Source organism: Nocardioides silvaticus (assembly GCF_003160695.1).
GTDB classification, from domain to species: domain Bacteria; phylum Actinomycetota; class Actinomycetes; order Propionibacteriales; family Nocardioidaceae; genus Nocardioides; species Nocardioides silvaticus.
Genome location: NZ_QGDD01000008.1, coordinates 37502 through 56987, shown reverse-complemented (window position 1 = coordinate 56987; position 19486 = coordinate 37502). Strand labels below are relative to the sequence as shown.

The window sequence follows — 19486 nt, the reverse complement described above, 5'->3', positions numbered from 1 at the left end:
CTGAAGAAGGAACCACCGTGGCCAAGCCCCCGCCGTCCGCCGTCGACCAGGTCGTCTCCCTCGCGAAGCGCCGAGGTTTCGTCTACCCGTGCGGCGAGATCTACGGCGGCACCCGGTCCGCGTGGGACTACGGCCCCCTGGGCGTGGAGCTCAAGGACAACATCAAGCGCCAGTGGTGGAAGTCCATGGTGCAGATGCGCGACGACGTGGTGGGTCTCGACTCCTCGGTGATCCTGCCGCGCCAGACCTGGGAGGCCAGCGGCCACGTCGCGACCTTCTCCGACCCGCTGACCGAGTGCCAGTCGTGCCACAAGCGGTTCCGGGCCGACCACCTGCAGGAGGAGTACGCCGAGAAGAAGGGCCTCGACGACCCCGACTCGGTCGACCTCGCCACCCTCGCGTGCCCCAACTGCGGCACCCGCGGCGCCTGGACCGAGCCGCGCCAGTTCTCGGGCCTGCTCAAGACCTACCTCGGCGTGCTCGAGGACGAGTCCGGCCTGCACTACCTGCGCCCCGAGACCGCCCAGGGCATCTTCCTCAACTTCGCCAACGTGCTGACGTCGAGCCGGATGAAGCCGCCGTTCGGCATCGCCCAGGTCGGCAAGAGCTTCCGCAACGAGATCACGCCGGGCAACTTCATCTTCCGCACCCGTGAGTTCGAGCAGATGGAGATGGAGTTCTTCGTCAAGCCGGGCGAGGACGAGGAATGGCACCAGTACTGGATCGACAACCGCACGCAGTGGTACGTCGACCTCGGGGTGAACAAGGACAACCTGCGCCACTACGAGCACCCGAAGGAGAAGCTCTCCCACTACTCCAAGCGCACCGTCGACATCGAGTACCGCTTCCGGTTCGCGGGCTCGGAGTGGGGCGAGCTCGAGGGCATCGCCAACCGCACGGACTTCGACCTCTCGACCCACGCCGAGGCGTCCGGCCAGGACCTCAGCTACTTCGACCAGGCCGCGGGCGAGCGCTACGTGCCCTACGTCATCGAGCCGGCCGCCGGCTTGTCGCGCAGCCTGATGACGTTCCTCGTCGACGCCTACTCCGAGGACGAGGCGCCCAACACCAAGGGCGGCGTCGACAAGCGCACCGTGCTCCGTCTCGACCCGCGCCTGGCGCCGGTCAAGGTGGCTGTGCTACCGCTCTCGCGCAACGCCGACCTCACGCCGAAGGCCAAGGACGTGGCCGCCGAGCTGCGCCGGTCGTGGACCGTCGACTTCGACGACTCGGGCGCGATCGGCCGCCGCTACCGGCGCCAGGACGAGATCGGTACGCCGTACTGCGTGACGGTGGACTTCGAGACGCTCGACGACCACGCGGTCACCGTGCGCGAACGGGACAGCATGGCCCAGGAGCGGGTCGCTCTCGACCAGCTCACGGCGTACTTCGCCCAGCGCTTCGTCGGCTGCTGAGCCGGTCCTCTCCGGCGACGCACGCCTCCCAGCACGCCACTACTGCCACAATGACCACGTGACCACTGTCTCCTCGCTGTCGATGCGCGCCGGTGCGACGGCGCTCGCTGGTGTGCTCGCGCTGGGGGCGCTCGCCGGCTGCAGCGACGACGGCGGCGACCAGGCCGAGGCGGACGAGCCGACGACCGGGACGACCGCCACCGAGACGACCAGCGCGGCCCCGACCGACTACCTGACGGTGCCGAGCAGCGTCACGCTCACCGAGCCGGGCACCGACCTCGGGCTGACCGAGACGGCATCGGTCGCGTGGGAGCCGCGCCAGGACGCCGTGGTGGCGCTCGACCTGACCGTCGACCGGATCGACGAGACGTCGTTCAAGGAGTCGTTCGAGGGCTGGGTCGTCACCAAGCAGATGAAGGGGCAGACGCCGTACTTCGTCCACGTGACGGCGACCAACGTCGGCGACGCGCCGGTCGGCGGGCTGCTGGTGCCGCTGTACGCGCTGGCCGGGGGATCGAGCCTCTACGAGCCGCTGGACTTCCGCGACGAGACGTTCGAGCCGTGCCCCGGCGGCAAGCTGCCGAAGCGGCTGAAGGCCGGCAAGACGGCCGACCTGTGCTTCGTCTACCTGCTGCCGCAGGTCGAGCCGTTCATGTCCGCGGCGTTCGACCCGGTCGGCGACCTCGCGCCCATCACGTGGACCGGCGAGATCACCGAGATCGAGAAGCCGAAGAAGGACGAGAAGAAGCGCGCCAAGAAGCCGGGGAACGAGCAGCGCGGATGACGACGGGCCTGCAGCTGGGGCCGCTGCACATCGGGACGCCGGTCGTGCTGGCGCCGATGGCGGGGATCACCAACGCCGCCTACCGCCGGCTCTGTGCGGAGCACGGAGCCGGCCTCTACGTGTGCGAGATGATCACCAGCCGTGGGCTGGTCGAGGGGGACGCCACCACCAAGCGGATGCTGGTCTTCGACGACCTCGAGCAGGTGCGCTCGGTGCAGCTCTACGGCACCGACCCGGTCTACGTCGGCAAGGCCGCGGAGATCCTCTGCGCCGAGTACGGCGTCGCGCACATCGACCTCAACTTCGGCTGCCCGGTGCCGAAGGTGACCCGCAAGGGCGGTGGGGGCGCGCTGCCGTGGAAGCGGGGACTGCTCGCGCGCATCCTCGAGTCGGCGGTCGCCGCCGCGACGCCGTACGGCGTGCCCGTGACGATGAAGACCCGGAAGGGGCTCGACGACGATCACCTCACCTACCTCGACGCCGGCCGGATCGCCCAGGAGGCCGGGTGCGCGGCGATCGCGCTGCACGGGCGCACCGTGGCGCAGGCCTACTCCGGCGCCGCCGACTGGGACGCCATCGCGCAGCTGGTCGACCACGTCGACATCCCCGTGCTCGGCAACGGCGACATCTGGGAGGCCGCGGACGCGGTCCGGATGGTCGAGCAGACCGGCGCCGCGGGCGTGGTCGTCGGCCGCGGCTGCCTCGGCCGGCCGTGGCTGTTCCGCGACCTCGCCGCTGCCTTCCGGGGCCCGTCGTCGGTCGAGCCTGTCGAGACCACGCTCCCGACCCTCGGCGAGGTGGCGGCGATGATGCGTCGCCACGCCGAGCTGCTGGTGGAGCACATGGGGGAGGAGCGCGGCTGCAAGGAGTTCCGCAAGCACGTGACGTGGTACCTCAAGGGGTTCGGCGCCGGCGGGGAGATGCGACGCTCGCTGGGCCTGGTCTCGACGCTGGCCGACCTCGACCGGCTGCTCGCCGACCTGGACCCGGGCGAGCCGTTCCCGGTGTCCGAGCTGGGTGCCCCGCGGGGCCGCCAGGGGTCGCCGCGGAGCCGGGTGGTGCTTCCCGAGGGGTGGCTGGACGACGCCGACGGCAGCGACTGCCACCTGCAGGAGTCGGTCGACGAGACGACCGGAGGGTGACGGGAAACACCCTCCGAGCACGGTGCGAGGATTCGGATTCAGCAAAAGTGCCGTGGTTTAGTCGACGTTCGTGCCTGGCGCCGCTACGGTGGCCCGGGCACTGTCATTGAAAGCGAAAGCAAAGGAATTCAGCGCGTGGCAACACATCGCCACAAGCGGGAAACCGCGCGACGCACCCCTCGGGCAGCGCTCATCGCGGCCCCCCTGGCAGTCCTCGCGACCGGTGCGGCCGTCTCGGCCGGCGTCGCCGGGTCCGCCCCCGCCCCCGACCTCCTGTCGGCCGACCTCTCCGTCGCCGCCGCCGGCACGGGTGACCGTGACCGCGACCGCCCGCTCGGCGTGGTGTCGCGTGAGTCCGGCGCCTCGCGCGGCGAGTCCGCCGAGAAGGCGCCGGCCATGGTGCTCAGCCCGGTCGAGAAGCTGCTCACGCCCAAGGCCGTGTCGACCGCGGTCAAGCAGGCCGACAAGCGGCTCTGGACGACCACGACGCTCAACCTCTGGACGCGCCCGGACGCCAAGGCCAAGAAGATCGGCGAGATCGAGAGCGCCGAGAAGGTCCTGGTCACCGGTCGCACCATGAAGGGCCGCGAGGAGATCGTGCTGGACGGCGAGGCCCGCTGGGTCACGGCCGGCTACCTCAGCGCCGAGAAGCCCTTCGCCCTCGGCGGCGAGTGCACCAACGGCACCTCGGTGCCCGCGGCGGTCAGCCCGAACATCAAGAAGGTCCACGAGGCCGTCTGCGCGGCGTTCCCGGAGATCACGGTCTACGGCACCTTCCGCAGTGACGGCGAGCACTCCCAGGGCATCGCCGTCGACATCATGGTGTCCGGCGACCGCGGCTGGCAGGTGGCCGAGTTCGTCCGGGAGCACTACGCCGACCTCGGCGTCAGCTACCTCATCTACTCCCAGCAGATCTGGTCGGTCGAGCGCTCGAGCGAGGGCTGGCGGGGCATGGAGGACCGCGGGTCCGCCACCGCCAACCACTACGACCACGTGCACGTCACGACCTACTGACACCGAGCCCGGTGCCGGTCACCCTCGCCCATCCCGCGGCGATCCTGCCGCTCCGGCGGATCGGGCTGCCCGTGAGCGCGATGGTCGCGGGCGCGATGGTGCCCGACATCCCGCTGTTCGTCTGGTGGATCGCGGGGTACGACGCCACGCACAGCCTGGTCGGCATCCTCCTCATCGACCCGGTCGTGGTGACCGGCGTGCTGCTGGGGTGGTTCCTGCTGGTCCGGGACGCGGCCGTCGACCTGGCGCCCGGGCCGGTGCGGGCGCGACTGGCGGAGCGAGCCCGGCTGACCACGCGTCAGTGGCTGCTCGTGCCGGTCGGCGGCGCCGTCGGCGCCGCGACCCACCTGGCCTGGGACTCCTTCACGCACCCGGGCCGGTGGGGGCCGGACCACATCGAGTGGCTGCGGGCGGAGCACGCCGGGCTCGAGGGCCTGCGGTGGGCGCAGTACGTCTCCGGCGTCGTCGGCATGGCCATCGTGGTCTGGGCGGTGGTCGCGCACCTGCGCTCGCTCCCGCCGCTGGCCGAGCCGCGCAGGGCGCGGGCGCTGCCCGCCCCGACGCTCCCGGCAGTGGTCCTCGCCTCGCTCGGCATCGGGGTCGTGTCCACGGTCCGCAGCGTGCCGGAGGGGTTCCACGTGATGGCGTTCAACGGGGTCGTGGACAGCCTCACGGCGGTGGTACTCCTCGGCGCGGCGACGTGCGCGGTGTGGCAGGCGGTGCGGCTACGTCAGCCGCGCGTGCCAGCTCAGCGCTGAGGCGTCGGTCAACGACGCGACCTGGTCGATGACGACGCGCAGCCGGGCGCCGTCGTCCGCTGCAGCGCGCCAGTCGCCGAGGAAGGCCTCGTCGAGCTCGTCCGGGGCGCGGTCGAGCAGCATCGCGACCAGCTCGGCCAGGAGCTCGCGCTGACGGGCCTGCAGGGCGACCCGGTCGTCAGCCTGCATCACGTAGTGGGCCGCGATGCCCTTGAGTGCGGTGATCTCCGTCCAGGTGTCGTCCGGGATGACCAGGTCGGCCTGGTAGCGGACGAACGGGCCGTCGCTCGCGGCGAACGTCGCCTGCTGGACCGCGCCGCAGAACCTGCCGATGAGGTCGCTCGTGAGGTTCTTCAGCGCCGCCAGGCTGGCCCGGGTGCCGTCGTACGACGAGCGCGGCCAGCTGCCGACCCGCTGCAGCCGGTCGAGCACCTCGTCGAGCTCGTCGTCGGTCGCGTCCGGGGCGTACCACGCCCGCACCGTCTCCCAGACCGCCGGACGGTCGAGCTGGGTGAGGTCGATCCGGCCGGCGACGGTGCCGTCCTCGACGTCGTGCACGGAGTAGGCGACGTCGTCGGCCAGGTCCATGACCTGAGCCTCGACGCAGCGCCGACCGTCCGGAGCGCCGGTGCGCAGCCAGTCGAAGGCGGGCCGGTCGTCGTCGTACACCCCGAACTTCGCGCCCTCTCGCGTCATCCCGTCGCTGTGCACGCCGCCGGGCACGGGCGCGTCGGCCAACGGCCAGGGGTACTTCGTGCACGCGTCGAGCGTCGCGCGGGTCAGGTTGAGCCCGACGGAGGCGCCGGCATCGTCCATGGACTTCGCCTCCAGCCGGGTCAGCAGCCGCAGGGTCTGCGCGTTGCCCTCGAACCCGCCGCAACCGGCCGCGAGCCGGTGGAGCGCACGCTCGCCGTTGTGACCGAACGGCGGGTGCCCGAGGTCGTGGGCCAGCGCGGCCGTCTCGGCGATGTCGGGGTGGGTGCCGAGGGCGCGGGAGAGGTCACGGGCGATCTGGGCGACCTCGAGGCTGTGGGTGAGCCGGTTGCGCACGAAGTCGTCGCTCTGCGGCCCGACCACCTGGGTCTTCGCCGCCAGCCGGCGGAAGGACGCGGCGTGGACGACGCGGGCGCGGTCGCGCTCGAACGGCTTGCGCTCCGGCGCGTCGACCCGCTTCGGCGGCTCGGGGACGATCCGCTCGCGATCGGCCTCGCCGTACCGCTCCTCGACAGCGTGCACCGGCTCCACCGGCGGGACACTACCGCCCGTCCCCGGACGCGTAGGCTCGCGGACCGTGAGTGCACTGGTCTGGCTGCCGTTCGAGCCGGCGCTGCTCGGTGACGCCCCTGCCGGCCTTCGCTACGAGGTGGTCGACCCGACCGTCGAGGTGCCCGACTCGGTCGGCGAGGTCGCGTTCTACGTGCCGCCCTACCAGGTCGGGCCACGGCTGGCCGAGGTCATCGGGCAGATGACCAGCGTCCGGGTCGTGCAGACGCTCACGGCCGGCGTCGACAACATCCGCGACCGCATCCCGGAGGGCGTGACCCTCTGCAACGGGCGCGGCATCCACGACGCCTCGACCGCCGAGCTCGCGTTGACCCTCACCCTGGCCTCGCTGCGCGGGATCCCCGCCTTCGTCCGCGCCCAGGGTCGGCACGAGTGGACGCCCGGATGGCGGCCGGCGCTGGCGGACAAGCGGGTCCTCGTCGTCGGGTACGGCGCCGTCGGGCGGGCCGTCCACGCCCGGCTGACGCCGTTCGAGGCCGATGTCGTCCCGGTCGCGCGGACGGCCCGCGACGGGGTGCACGGGATCGACGAGCTGCCGGCGCTGCTGCCGGAGGCCGACGTCGTCATCCTGATCGTCCCGCTGACGACCGAGACCCGTGGGCTGGTCGACAGCTCGTTCCTCTCGCGGATGAAGGACGGCGCGCTGCTCGTCAACGTCGCCCGCGGACCGGTGGTCGTGACCGACGACCTGGTCGCCGCGCTGGCCACCGACCGGATCTCCGCCGCCGTCGACGTGGTGGACCCCGAGCCGCTGCCCGCCGACCACCCGCTCTGGCAGGCCCCCAACCTGCTGATCTCGCCCCACGTCGGCGGCGCGAGCAGCGCCATGTGGCCGCGCGCCCACCGGCTGGTGCGCGACCAGCTGCGCCGGTTCGCCGCGGGCGAGCCGCTGGCGAACGTGATGGTGGGGGAGTACTGACGCCTCGTCGGAGCCTGCGCCTAGGATCGCCGCATGGCCGGCCGGATCCGCGATGAAGACATCGCCGAGGTGCGCGAGAAGGCCAAGATCGAGGACGTCGTCTCGGCGTACGTCACGCTCCGTAACGCCGGTGGGGGTTCACTCAAGGGCTTGTGCCCGTTCCACGACGAGAAGTCCCCGTCGTTCAACGTGCGCCCAGGCCGCGGATTCTACTGTTTCGGCTGCGGAGAGGGCGGCGACGTCATCGGCTTCCTTCAAAAGATCGACGGGCTGACCTTCGTCGAGGCGGTGGAACGGCTGGCGGACAAGTACGGCGTTCAGCTGCGCCGGGAGGAGGGCGGCTACGAGGACCGGCCCAAGGGCCCGCAGCGGCGACGGCTGATCGAGGCGCACGCGGTGGCGCAGGAGTACTACGCCACCCAGCTCGGCACGCCGGAGGCGCTCCAGGCCCGGCAGTTCCTCGACCAGCGTGGGTTCGACCAGGCGGCGGCCCAGCATTTCGGTGTCGGCTTCGCGCCGCGCGACGGCGACGCCCTCTGGCAGCACCTGCGAGACCGGAGGTTCACGCTCGACGAGGTGGTCGCCGCCGGGCTGGTGGCGGTCGGGCGCGGGCCCTACGACCGGTTCCGTGGCCGCCTGCTGTGGCCGATCCGGGAGACCAACAGCGACACGATCGGCTTCGGCGCCCGGCGGATCTTCGACGACGACAAGATCGAGGCGAAGTACCTCAACACCCCCGAGACGCCGATCTACAAGAAGAGCCAGGTGCTCTACGGCGTGGACCTGGCCCGGCGCGACATGGCGCGGACGTCGCAGGCGGTCGTCGTCGAGGGCTACACCGACGTGATGGCGTGCCACCTCTCCGGCGTGACGACAGCGGTCGCCACCTGTGGCACGGCCTTCGGCGACGAGCACGCGAAGGTGCTCCGAAGACTGCTGGCCGACCACGAGGAGTTCCGCGGCGAGATCATCTTCACGTTCGACGGCGATGAGCCCGGGCAGAAGGCGGCGCTCAAGGTGTTCCAGAGCGATGAGAAGTATGTCGCGCAGACCTACGTCGCCATCGCCCCCGACGGCATGGACCCTTGCGATCTGCGGATCAAGAAGGACGACGCCGCCGTGCGCGAGCTGATCGCGACCCGCCAGCCGCTCTACCGGTTCGTCCTCGGCAACGTGGTGCGGAAATTCGACCTCGACCGTGCAGATGGGCGGATCGACGCGATGCGCGACGCTGCACTTCTGGTGTCCTCCGTCCGCGACCAGTCGAAGGTGACCGCCTTCGCACAAGAGATCTCGAGGATGATCGGCGCGGACATCGACACCAATACCGTTCTCGCCGAGGTGCGACGGGCCTCCGGACGCAGATCCAAGAACGGGGACCGTCCCGCCCCGCCCGTCGAGGACGTATCGGCGAGGCCGCGCAAGGAGCTGCCGGACCTGCGCGACCCGCGTTTCAAGCTCGAGCGGGAGACGCTCAAGCTCGTTCTCCAGCACCCGATCGCCATCGGTCGCACCACGGCCGACATCGGCGCCAACGACTTCACCCACCCGACCTACCGCAGCGTGTGGATGTTGGTTGAGGCTGCGGGCGGCGTGGCCGCCGGTGACGGCGACGCGGACTGGGCCAACAAGGTCCGTGACAGCGCGAACGACCCCGAGGTCGCGAGTGCCGTGAGCGCACTCGCGGTCGAGCCGATCCCGACGCGGGGCGAGCCGGACGCGTCGTACGTCGGGTTGCACGTGTTCCGCCTGCTGGAGCTCACCGCGCTCCGGCGGATCGCGGCGGTGAAGTCACGGCTCCAGCGCACCAACCCGGTGGACGAGGCGGCGGAGTACAACAAGATGTTCGGTGAGCTCGCCGCGCTCGAGCAGCACCGTCGTGGCCTCCGCGACCGGATCGTGGGGGCTTGAGTGGGTCTCGTGAGGCTCGACCACCGACGGAAGGCCCGGGTGCCCACGCTGGCCCGCGGTGAGCGGCTGCTCGCCTGGGCCGCGACCGCCGACGGCGCAACGGTCGGTGGCTCCCGCGACGCCCTCCACCTGCCCGACCCGGAGCCGCTCCGACTGCCCTGGGAGGAGATCGCTACCGCCGAGTGGGACACCGACGAGAGCGTGCTCCACGTGGTCGAGGTCGGCAGCTACGGCGAGGTCCGCCCCGAGCACCTGCTCCGGCTGACCGACGCCGACCGGTTGCTATCGCTGGTGCGCGAACGGGTGACCGCGAGCATGGTCGTCCAGCGCCACGTGCCCGTCCGCGGCCGGCTCGGTGCCCGGGTCCTGGGTCGTCGGGCGCCGTCCGGGCGCGGCCCCGTCGCGTGGTTCGTCGAGTACGACGCCGGCCTGGACCCTGACGACCCGGCCGTCGCGACGGTGGTCGACGAGGCGCTCACGCTGGCCCGGGGCGACGTCGGCGGTTGAGGGACCCCTCCGATTTTCTCGCCCCGGCGTGACCTTGCTAACCTGTGCGGGCCGTCGGCGAGACCGGCGGTCGATCCCCTGTAGCTCAACTGGCAGAGCATTCGGCTGTTAACCGGAGGGTTGTTGGTTCGAGTCCAACCGGGGGAGCCAGACAGAACGGCCCGCGACCTGTGGCGACACAGGACGCGGGCCGTTCCGCATCTCCGCGACCGCGAGCTCCTCGGGACACGCCGACACAACATGTGGTCCCAGGAATTGCCGCCGCCCCTACATATCGTGTGCAACGCAGCTGGTTCGACCGGTCAGCCAGACCGGTCGAGGCAAGAGGGAACCCGGTGTGACTCCGGGACTGCCCCGCAGCGGTGAGTGGGAACGACCGCCGTCAACAGCACTGGGTCGCACGGCGACCTGGGAAGCGACGGCCAGTAGGCGTCCGCGAGGACGTGCCCGCGAGTCCGAAGACCTGCCAGCGCACCGCACCCGTCGGGCGCGGTGGTCCGAGGCCTCGTGGGAAGGCCGACGCCGCTCACTCGCGACGTGTCCTCGGGCCTTCCGGACACGTTCTCGCGAGGAGAGAGACGATGCAGGTTCGCAAGAGGAACGGCGACGACGAGGCCGTCGACGTCAACAAGATCGTCCGGGCGGTCGACCGCGTCAGCGGCGACCTGAAGGACGTCGACCCGATGCGGGTCGCGACGCGCACGATCAGTGGCCTGTACGACGGCGCGACGACCGCCGAGCTCGACCGGCTGTCGATCCAGACCGCCGCGGAGCTGATCGGCGAGGAGCCCGAGTACTCGCGGCTCGCAGCCCGCCTGCTCGCGGGCTACATCGACAAGGAGGTCCGCAACCAGGGCGTGGCGTCGTTCAGCCAGTCGGTCTCCCTGGGCCATGCGGAGGGGCTCATCGGGGACGAGACGGCCCGGTTCGTGAAGGACAACGCCCGCAAGCTCGACTTCGCGATCGACGGCGAGGCGGACCGTCGGTTCGAGTACTTCGGTCTGCGCACGGTCTACGACCGCTACCTGCTCCGCCACCCCACCACCCGCCAGGTCGTCGAGACGCCGCAGTACTTCCTGCTCCGTGTCGCCTGCGGGCTGGCGCACCACCCGGCCGAGGCGATCGAGTTCTACCGGCTGATGTCGCGCCTGGCCTACCTGCCGTCCAGCCCGACGCTCTTCAACTCCGGCACCCGCCACACGCAGATGTCGTCCTGCTACCTCGTCGACAGCCCGCGCGACGAGCTGGAGTCGATCTACAGTCGCTACACCCAGGTCGCGCAGCTCTCGAAGTTCGCCGGTGGCATCGGGCTGGCGTTCTCGCGGGTGCGCTCCCGCGGAGCGCTGATCCGGGGGACCAACGGCCAGTCCAACGGCATCGTGCCGTTCCTGCGCACGCTCGACGCGAGCGTCGCCGCCGTCAACCAGGGCGGCCGGCGCAAGGGGGCCGCGTGCGTCTACCTCGAGCCGTGGCACCCCGACATCGAGGAGTTCCTCGAGCTGCGGGACAACACGGGGGAGGACGCGCGCCGCACCCACAACCTCAACCTCGCCAACTGGATCCCTGACGAGTTCATGCGCCGGGTCGAGGCCGACGAGGACTGGTCGCTCATCGACCCCGACGTCGCGCCGGAGCTGCCCGACCTGTGGGGCGAGGCGTTCGACCGGCGCTACCGCGAGCTCGAGCAGGACGGCGCCGTGGTCCGCACCCTCAAGGCGCGCGAGCTCTACGGGCGGATGATGCGGACGCTGGCGCAGACCGGCAACGGCTGGATGACGTTCAAGGACGCCTCCAACCGGTTGTGCAACCAGACCACGGACGCGACGGGCACCGGCCTCGGCTCACCGGGAGGGCCGGTCGTGCACCTCTCCAACCTGTGCACGGAGATCATCGAGGTCTCCTCGGACGCCGAGACCGCGGTGTGCAACCTGGGCTCGATCAACCTCGCGCAGCACGTGGTCTCGACGGGCTCGACCACCTCGGACATCGACTGGGAGGCGCTCCGTGCCACCGTCCGTACGGCGGTGCCGCTGCTCGACCGGGTGATCGACATCAACTACTACCCGAGCGAGCAGGCGGCTCGCTCGAACCCGCGCTGGCGACCGGTCGGCCTCGGCCTGATGGGTCTGCAGGACGCGTTCTTCGCGCTCGGGCTGCCCTTCGACTCCGAGGACGCCCGGGAGCTCTCCACCAGGGTGCAGGAAGAGATCTACCTGACCGCGCTCGAGGTGTCGGCCGACCTCGCCGAACGGCACGGCGCGCACCCGTCGTTCCCGGAGACCCGGGCGGCAGGAGGCAGGCTGCAGCCCGACCTGTGGGGCGTGACGCCCACCCAGACCGAGCGCTGGGACCAGCTGCGGGAGCGGGTCGCGGCGACCGGCCTGCGCAACTCGCTGCTCGTGGCGATCGCACCGACGGCGACCATCGCGTCGATCGCGGGATGCTACGAGTGCATCGAGCCGCAGGTGTCCAACCTGTTCAAGCGCGAGACCCTGTCCGGAGAGTTCCTGCAGGTGAACTCCGCGCTCGTCCGCGAGCTCAAGTCCCGTGGCCTGTGGACCGCGGAGGTGCGGGAGGCGATCAAGAAGGCCGAGGGCTCGGTCCAGGGCATCGAGGCGATCCCGGCCGACGTCCGTGCGCTCTACCGGACCGCGTGGGAGCTGCCGCAGAAGGCGCTGATCGACCTCGCGGCCGCGCGCTCGCCGTACGTCGACCAGAGCCAGTCGCTCAACCTGTTCATCGCCGGGCCGACGATCGGGAAGCTGTCGTCGATGTACCGCTACGCCTGGCAGTCCGGCCTGAAGACGACGTACTACCTCCGGTCGCGCCCCGCGACCCGGATCCAGCAGGCGACGGTGAGCGTCGCCGAGCCCACCACCCTGACCGTGAGCGCGGAGGCGGCGATCGCCTGCTCGCTCGAGAACCCCGAGACCTGCGAGGCCTGCGAATGACCACCACGACCACGACGACCACCGGCACCGGCGCCCAGATGCTGCTCGACCCCGGCATGAACCTCACGCTGCGGCCGATGCGCTACCCGCACTTCTACGACCGCTACCGCGACGCGATCAAGAACACCTGGACCGTCGAGGAGGTCGACCTGCACTCCGACCTCAAGGACCTGCAGCGGCTCAGCGACGCCGAGCGGCACCTGGTGTCCCGCTTGGTCGCGTTCTTCGCGACCGGCGACACGATCGTCGCCAACAACCTGGTGCTCAACCTCTACCAGCACATCAACTCGCCGGAGGGCAGGCTCTACCTGAGCCGACAGCTCTTCGAGGAGGCCGTGCACGTGCAGTTCTACCTGACGCTGCTCGACACCTACGTGCCCGACGAGAAGGAGCGGCACGAGGCGTTCGCCGCCGTCGACAACATCCCGTCGATCAAGCACAAGGCCGACTTCTGCTTCAAGTGGATCGACTCGGTCTTCGACAAGCAGGAGCTGGTGTCGCAGGACGACCGTCGGGCCTTCCTGCTCAACCTGATCTGCTTCGCGGCCGTCATCGAGGGGCTGTTCTTCTACGGCGCGTTCGCCTACGTGTACTTCCTGCGGTCCCGCGGCTTCCTCAACGGGCTCGCCTCCGGGACCAACTGGGTGTTCCGCGACGAGTCGATGCACATGGCGTTCGCGTTCGACGTCGTCGACACGGTGCGGGAGGAGGAGCCGGACCTGTTCGACGACGCGATGAAGCAGCAGATCCGGGAGATGCTGATGGAGGGCGTCGACGCCGAGGCGCAGTTCGCCGAGGACCTGCTGGGCCAGGGTGTCGCGGGGCTGTCGACCGCCGACATGCGCTCCTACCTGGAGTACGTCGCCGACCGGCGGATGGAGCGCCTCGGCCTGCCCCAGATCTACGGCTCGACGAACCCGCTCGCGTTCATGGAGCTCCAGGACGTCCAGGAGCTCTCGAACTTCTTCGAGCGGAAGGTGTCGGCCTACCAGGTCGGCGTCACCGGCGCGGTCGGGTTCGACGAGGAGTTCTAGACCGCTGCCAAGATCTCGGATCCGATACCGGATGCACGACGTGGCGGCGGGTACCGCGCGGACGGCTCAACCGCCACGTCGTGCTCGGGCGGCCTCCGGCGGGTGGGTCAGACTCCCTCCAACCCGAGAAAGACAGCGACATGAAGCGTCTACTTTGTGCTGCCCTCATGGTCGTGGGAACCATGACCGCAGCAGGCATCGCTCTGCCCGCCTCCGCACAGGCCGCCCCACCCAACCGGCTGATCTGCGACAACCAGAAGAACGACCCCTACACGGGCACCTACGCCAGCGTGACCGTTCCCAAGGGCGCCTCCTGCTACCTGGAGAACGCCGTGGTACGGGGCAACGTCAAGGCCCTCCACGGCTCGGGCGACGTCTACATCCTCGACACCGAGGTCCGCCGCAACATCATGGTCCGCAAATCTCGGGGGACCGTGAAGATCGGCGCGGCCGGCTGCCGTATCGACCCGCCTGCCGGCAACAACATCAAGGTCACCCGCTCCCACAACGTGCTCATCTGCTGGATGACCGTCGGCAACAACATCGCGGTCACCCGCAACGACGGGCGGATCTCGCTGTTCCACAACACCGTCGGCAGCAACATCAAGGTCTCGAAGAACCTGCCCTACGACCGCAAGCCGGGCGACGGGCAGCACCAGCAGATCGACGCCATCCGGCTGCGTCACAACGTGGCCGAGCGGCACATCTGGGTCACGGACAACGCCGACCGTCCGGTGCTGCAGGTCAACAACACGCCGGAGCCCATCATCTGATCGAGACCGCACCGCGTCGACGGGCACGCCCATCGGCTAGCGTCCGGCCATGTTCCCAGAGCTGGGCTTCTACGGACTGGCCGGCCATGCTGCCGACCCCGGCGTGCTCGTCGACGAGGTGCAGCAGGCAGAGCGCCTCGGCCTCGGAGCGGTCTTCCTCTCCGAGCGCTTCAACTTCAAGGACGCCGCCGTCCTCGCAGGAGCGGCGGCGGCGTCCTCGAGCACGCTCGGGATCGCCACGGCGGCGACCAACCACAACACCCGGCATGCCCTGATCACCGCCACCATGGCGACCACGCTGCACCGGATGTCGAAGGGCCGGTTCGCGCTCGGTCTCGGCCGCGGGTTCGACGCGCTCTTCGACGTCATGGGCGTCCCCCGGATCACCAACGCCCAGCTGCGCGACGCGATCGCGGTGCAGCGTCGGCTCTGGGCAGGGGAGCGGTTCGACCACACCGGCCCGTCCGGCAGCTACCCCTACCTGTTCCTGATGGACGAGGACATCGCCGAGGACATCCCCGTGCTGATGGTGGCGCTCGGCCCGAAGGCGCTGACGCTGGCGGGCGAGCTCGCAGACGCCGTCGTGCTACACACGTTCATGACCGACGAGGCCGTCACGCGGAGCGTGGCTGCCGTCCGAGCGGGCGCCGAGGCCGCGGGACGCGATCCGGCCGCCGTCCGCGTCTGGGCCTGCACCGCGGTCGTCCCCGACGCGCTCCCGCACGACGTCGTCCTCAAGAAGACGGTCGGCAGGCTGGCGACGTACCTCCAGGGGTACGGCGACCTGCTCGTCCGCATCAACGACTGGGATCCCGCCGCGCTCCGGCGGTTCCGCGAGGACCCGCTGGTCACCGGGTTCGCCGGCGCGTTCGACGCGGCTGCGACGCCCGACCAGCTCGAGCACCTCGCAGAGAAGGTGATCCCGCAGGAGTGGCTGGACTGTGCGATCAGCGGCTCCGGCGTCGCGTGCGCCCGACAGGTCGCCGACTCCTTCGCCACCGGCGTCGACAGCGTGATCCTGCACGGCGCGACGCCGGTCGAGCTGGCGCCCGTCCTCGAGGCGTACGGCGACGTCCGCGACCCCCGAAGGATGGAGCTGCCCGCCAACCCGGGGCGCACGAGGCGCTGACGTCAGGACAGCCCGACGATGGTCCCGTCGTCGAGCAGGTCGATCCGGGCGGCGGCGGGGGTGACGGGAAGTCCGGGCATCGTCATCACGTCGCCGCAGACCAGCACGACGAAGCCCGCGCCGGCGGAGAGCCGGACCTCCCGCACGTGCAGGTCGTGGCCGGTCGGGGCGCCGCGCAGCGTGGCGTCGGTCGAGAAGGAGTACTGCGTCTTCGCGATGCAGACCGGAAGCCCGCCGTACCCGTCCTTCTCGAGGCGCTCGATCCGCCGCTTGGCCTTGTTGTCCCAGGTGACGATCGACGCTCCGTAGAGCCGGTGCGCGATGGTCTCCGCCTTCTCCTTCAGCGGCAGCTCGTCGGGATAGGTGAAGGAGAACTTCAGGCCCTCGGCGTTCTCGAGCAGCTTCAGGACCCCGTTCGCCAGGTCGGTCGCGCCCGCGCCGCCGTCGGCGAAGTGGGTGGCGGGATAGGTGCGGACGCCGAGGGCCTCCACCAGCTCGACCACCCGCGCCACCTCGGCGTCGGTGTCGCCGGGGAACCGGTTGAGCGCGACCACGCACGGGATGCCGTAGACCTCGCGGACGTTGCGCAGGTGGCGGGCAAGGTTCTCCATCCCGCGCTCGATCGCGCCCAGGTCCTCGCTCGCCAGGTCGGGCACCTCGACGCCGCCGTGGAACTTCAGGGCACGGACCGTCGCCACGACCACCGCAGCGTCGGGGCGCAGCCCGGACTTGCGACACTTGATGTCGACGAACTTCTCCGCGCCGAGGTCGGCGCCGAAGCCGGCCTCGGTGACGACGTAGTCGGCCAGCCGCAGTGCCGCCCGCGTCGCGACGACCGAGCTGCACCCGTGCGCGATGTTGGCGAACGGCCCGCCGTGCACGAACGCCGGCGTGTGCTCGAGCGTCTGCACCAGGTTGGGTGCGAGCGCGTCGCGCAGCAGCACCGCCATGGCTCCGTGCGCGTCGAGCTCGCGGGCGGTCACCGGCGTCTTGTCCCGGGTGTAGCCGATGACGATGTCGCCGATCCGCCGCTTGAGGTCGGCCCACGACTCGGTGAGGCAGAAGATCGCCATCAGCTCCGACGCGACGACGATGTCGAAGCCGTCCTCGCGCGGGTAGCCGTTGGGGGTGCCGCCGAGGCCGACGACGACGTCGCGCAGCGCGCGGTCGTTGAGGTCGAGGACCCGTTTCCAGTCGACGGAGCGGACGTCGATGCCCAGCGTGTTGCCGTGCTGGAGGTGGTTGTCGATCAGCGCTGCCAGGAGGTTGTTCGCCGCTGCGAGCGCGGCGAAGTCCCCGGTGAAGTGAAGGTTGATGTCGGTCATCGGCACCACCTGGGCGTAGCCGCCCCCGGCCGCGCCGCCCTTCATGCCGAAGACCGGGCCCATCGACGGCTCGCGCAGGCACGCCATCGAGCTGAGCCCGAGTGCGGACAGCGCGTCGGCCAGCCCGACCGTGGTGGTCGTCTTGCCCTCACCGGCCGGCGTCGGCGACATGGCCGTCATCAGGATCAGCTTCCCGAGCGGGCGGTCGTCCAGCGACTGCAGGTAGCCCAGGTCGACCTTCGCCTTGTGGTGCCCGTAGGGCACCAGGTGCGCCGGGTCGATCCCCAGCGCCTCCTTCGCCACGTCCACGACCGGACGCAGCTCCGCTGCGTCCGCGATCTCGATGTCCGACAGCACTAGTCCCTCCCCTTGGTCACGCCCATCCGGCGCAGCAGCGCCGATCGGCTCTCGGAGTCCGGCACCGTGCGCAGGTTGGACTCCACGTTCATCCGTGCGATCGCCGAGGCGGCCCGCGCCACCTCCGCGGCTGCGACCAGGTCGGACCGCAGCCCGGGCCGCGCGGCGGGCCGGAGCCCGTCGATGAGGACGAGCACCTCGACCGCCGTCTCGACGACCTGGGCCTGGGGCTCCGACGCCATCAGCAGCGCCTCGCCGATGGCTGCGCGTCGCTCGTCGTCCGCGCCTTCCCCGCGCGGGATCGCCCAGGCGTTGGCCACCACCTGGAACGACGCCTCGTCCTCGACCGCCAGCTGCTGGGCGCTCTCGACGAGCCGTTCGGCGCGCTCGACGAGGTCGGGCGTGCCGCAGTAGCGCGCCACCATCGCGACGAGGGCGGCGGCCTGCGCCGTGCAGAGCGCGGCGACCGCTCCGCCGGCCGGCGTCGGGCTGCGGGCGGCGAGGCGGGCGAGGAACTCGGCGACCGTGCCGCCGTCCTGGATGTCCTCCTCGCCCGACATCAGCGCTCCAGGTCCCGCAGGATCCGCCTGCTGGCGAGCTTGCCGGGCGCGCCGATCACGCAGCCGCCCGGGTGGGTGCCCGACCCGCACTGGTAGTAGCCCTCGATCGGCGTCGCGTACTGGCTCCAGCCCGGGGCGGGCCGGAAGAAGTACATCTGCGGGGCCAGGAACTCGCCGGCGAAGATGTTCCCCTCGGTCAGCCCGGTCCGGGCCTCGATGTCGACGGGCGTGACGACCTCGCGGTGCAGCACCAGGTCGCCGAAGCCGGGGAAGTGCGACTCCAGCACGGCCTGCGCGTTGTCGCCGAAGCTCTCGCGCTCGGTCGTCCAGTCGCTGCCGCGCAGCTCGTAGGGCGCGTACTGCACGAAGCAGGACATGACGTGCTTGCCGGGCGGGGCCATGTCGGGGTCGACGACCGACTGGATCGCGGCGTCGATGAACGGCTGCTCGGAGTACCAGCCGTACTTCGCGGCGTCGAAGGCCCGTTCGACGTACTCGATCGTCGGACCGATGTTGAGGAACCCGCCATAGTGGTCGACGGTGTCCGGCAGCGCCGGGAACACCGGCAGCCCGTCGAGGGCGAAGTTCACCTTGGCCGAGACGCCGCGGAACTTCATCCGCCGCACGTTGTCGACCAGGTCGAGCGGCAGCTCGCGCGGCTCGACGAGGTCGAGGAAGGTGCGTCGGGGGTCGAGCGCGGAGACCACCACCGGTGCCCGGAGCTCCGTCCCGTCCTCGAGCGCTACGCCCACGGCCCGGCCGTTCTCGGTGAGGACCGAGGACACGGCCGCCCCGAGGCGGATCTCGGCGCCGTACGCCTCCGCGGCCCGGGCCAGCACCTGCGTGAACCCGCCGTTGCCACCCTTGTGGAACGACCACGAACCGAGGTGCCCGTCGTGCTCGCCCATCTTGTGGAAGAGCAGCACCAGCGCCGAGCCCGGCGACATCGGGCCCACCTTGGAGCCGATGATCGAGGAGGAGGCGTGGTAGCCCTTGATCGCCTCGTGCTCGAAGTAGTCGTCGAGCCAGTCGGCCGCGCTGCCGGTGAGCAGCCGTACCACGTCGTGCATCGTCTTGCGGTCGACGCCCCTGAGGTGGTCGACCAGCCACTTCACGTCGACGGCGTCCTCCGGGTCGCTGCCGAAGACGTCCGGCGGCGCGTTGTCGAACAGTGGTCGCACCGCGCGGCAGGCCGCGTCGAGGTCGTGGTGGTAGCGCTCGTAGGCGTCGGCGTCGCGGGGGGAGTGGCGCCGGACCTCCTGCAGGTTCTGGCCGTGGTCGTCGCCGAACAGCAGGTAGTCGCCGTCACCCGTCGGGTGGAACGAGGAGGGCATCATCAGCGGCAGGAAGCCGTGCTTCACCAGGTCGAGCTCGTGGATGATCTCCGGCCGCAGCAGGCTGAGTGCGTAGGAGAACGTGGTGAACGAGAACCCGCTCGGCAGGGTCCCGGCACTCACCCGCTCTGTTATCGCGGCGCCGCCGACCAGGTCGTTCTTTTCGAGCACGAGCGTGCGCAGCCCCGCCTTGCCGAGGTAGGCCGCGTTGGTGAGGCCGTTGTGACCACCACCGACGACGATCGCGTCAAAGTTCCTCCGGCGATCGAGCTTGTCGAGATCCATGCGC

Annotated in this window: 16 protein-coding genes, 1 tRNA gene and 1 riboswitch; of the genes, 13 read left to right on the top strand and 4 right to left on the bottom strand. The window is 70.7% G+C overall.

What is annotated here, in order from left to right:
- The first annotated feature begins 17 nt into the window (after positions 1–17).
- The 5 genes from DJ010_RS16575 (at position 18) to DJ010_RS16555 (ending at position 5113) form a co-directional block, all read left to right on the top strand.
- Positions 18–1415, top strand: coding sequence for a glycine--tRNA ligase (locus tag DJ010_RS16575; protein ID WP_109695802.1), 1398 nt, complete (start codon positions 18–20; stop codon positions 1413–1415).
- A 58-nt stretch (positions 1416–1473) separates the two neighbouring features.
- A complete protein-coding gene (locus tag DJ010_RS16570; RefSeq protein WP_109695800.1) occupies positions 1474–2199 on the top strand; it encodes a hypothetical protein in 726 nt (241 codons plus the stop codon).
- The gene (gene dusB, locus DJ010_RS16565; RefSeq protein ID WP_109695797.1) at positions 2196–3341 is read left to right on the top strand and encodes a tRNA dihydrouridine synthase DusB; all 1146 of its coding nucleotides are present in this window, start codon (positions 2196–2198) and stop codon (positions 3339–3341) included. Before DJ010_RS16570 ends, dusB begins: the two co-directional genes overlap by 4 nt.
- Before the next feature lie 135 nt (positions 3342–3476).
- Positions 3477–4355 carry a VldE C-terminal domain-containing protein gene (locus tag DJ010_RS22940; protein ID WP_109695795.1) on the top strand — a complete coding sequence of 293 codons (879 nt, stop codon included), beginning with the start codon at positions 3477–3479 and terminating at the stop codon, positions 4353–4355.
- An 11-nt stretch (positions 4356–4366) separates the two neighbouring features.
- Positions 4367–5113 carry a DUF4184 family protein gene (locus DJ010_RS16555; protein WP_109695793.1) on the top strand — a complete coding sequence of 249 codons (747 nt, stop codon included), beginning with the start codon at positions 4367–4369 and terminating at the stop codon, positions 5111–5113.
- Here DJ010_RS16555 and DJ010_RS16550 read toward each other — a convergent pair.
- The gene (locus tag DJ010_RS16550) at positions 5081–6358 is read right to left on the bottom strand and encodes a deoxyguanosinetriphosphate triphosphohydrolase (RefSeq protein WP_245927630.1); all 1278 of its coding nucleotides are present in this window, start codon (positions 6356–6358) and stop codon (positions 5081–5083) included. The two genes, DJ010_RS16555 and DJ010_RS16550, sit on opposite strands and share 33 nt — an antisense overlap.
- 46 nt (positions 6359–6404) lie before the next feature.
- Between DJ010_RS16550 and DJ010_RS16545 the strand changes: the two genes are divergently transcribed.
- From DJ010_RS16545 to DJ010_RS16510, 8 genes are all read left to right on the top strand, one after another.
- Entirely contained in the window at positions 6405–7316 is a 912-nt protein-coding gene (locus tag DJ010_RS16545) for a 2-hydroxyacid dehydrogenase (RefSeq protein ID WP_170124661.1), read from the top strand.
- 33 nt (positions 7317–7349) lie between these two features.
- The gene (gene dnaG / locus DJ010_RS16540; protein WP_109695791.1) at positions 7350–9227 is read left to right on the top strand and encodes a DNA primase; all 1878 of its coding nucleotides are present in this window, start codon (positions 7350–7352) and stop codon (positions 9225–9227) included.
- A gap of 9 nt (positions 9228–9236) precedes the next feature.
- On the top strand, positions 9237–9734 hold the full coding sequence (locus DJ010_RS16535; RefSeq protein WP_146207380.1) for a hypothetical protein: 498 nt from the start codon (positions 9237–9239) through the stop codon (positions 9732–9734).
- A 74-nt stretch (positions 9735–9808) separates the two neighbouring features.
- A tRNA-Asn gene (locus DJ010_RS16530) sits at positions 9809–9884 on the top strand.
- Positions 9885–10006: 122 nt separating this feature from the next.
- Positions 10007–10219, top strand: a riboswitch (cobalamin riboswitch).
- A gap of 96 nt (positions 10220–10315) precedes the next feature.
- Positions 10316–12685: a ribonucleoside-diphosphate reductase subunit alpha gene (locus tag DJ010_RS16525; protein WP_109695786.1), complete on the top strand. Its 2370-nt coding sequence runs from the start codon at positions 10316–10318 to the stop codon at positions 12683–12685.
- The gene (locus DJ010_RS16520; RefSeq protein WP_109695784.1) at positions 12682–13719 is read left to right on the top strand and encodes a ribonucleotide-diphosphate reductase subunit beta; all 1038 of its coding nucleotides are present in this window, start codon (positions 12682–12684) and stop codon (positions 13717–13719) included. Before DJ010_RS16525 ends, DJ010_RS16520 begins: the two co-directional genes overlap by 4 nt.
- Positions 13720–13892: 173 nt before the next feature.
- Positions 13893–14492, top strand: a complete 600-nt coding sequence (locus DJ010_RS16515) for a hypothetical protein (protein WP_146207379.1) — start codon at positions 13893–13895, stop codon at positions 14490–14492.
- A 49-nt stretch (positions 14493–14541) separates the two neighbouring features.
- Entirely contained in the window at positions 14542–15621 is a 1080-nt protein-coding gene (locus DJ010_RS16510) for a TIGR03857 family LLM class F420-dependent oxidoreductase (protein ID WP_109695780.1), read from the top strand.
- A gap of 2 nt (positions 15622–15623) precedes the next feature.
- Here the strand turns inward: DJ010_RS16510 and DJ010_RS16505 are convergent, their stop codons facing one another.
- Genes DJ010_RS16505 through DJ010_RS16495 form a run of 3 tightly spaced genes read right to left on the bottom strand, consistent with a single transcriptional unit; the run spans position 15624 to position 19482 of the window.
- Positions 15624–17303 (bottom strand): formate--tetrahydrofolate ligase, encoded by a 1680-nt coding sequence (locus DJ010_RS16505; protein WP_109695778.1) that lies wholly within the window; start codon positions 17301–17303, stop codon positions 15624–15626.
- Positions 17303–17863, bottom strand: coding sequence for a cyclodeaminase/cyclohydrolase family protein (locus DJ010_RS16500; RefSeq protein WP_109695777.1), 561 nt, complete (start codon positions 17861–17863; stop codon positions 17303–17305). Before DJ010_RS16500 ends, DJ010_RS16505 begins: the two co-directional genes overlap by 1 nt.
- Positions 17863–19482 (bottom strand): phytoene desaturase family protein, encoded by a 1620-nt coding sequence (locus tag DJ010_RS16495; RefSeq protein WP_109695775.1) that lies wholly within the window; start codon positions 19480–19482, stop codon positions 17863–17865. Before DJ010_RS16495 ends, DJ010_RS16500 begins: the two co-directional genes overlap by 1 nt.
- Positions 19483–19486 lie beyond the last annotated feature (4 nt).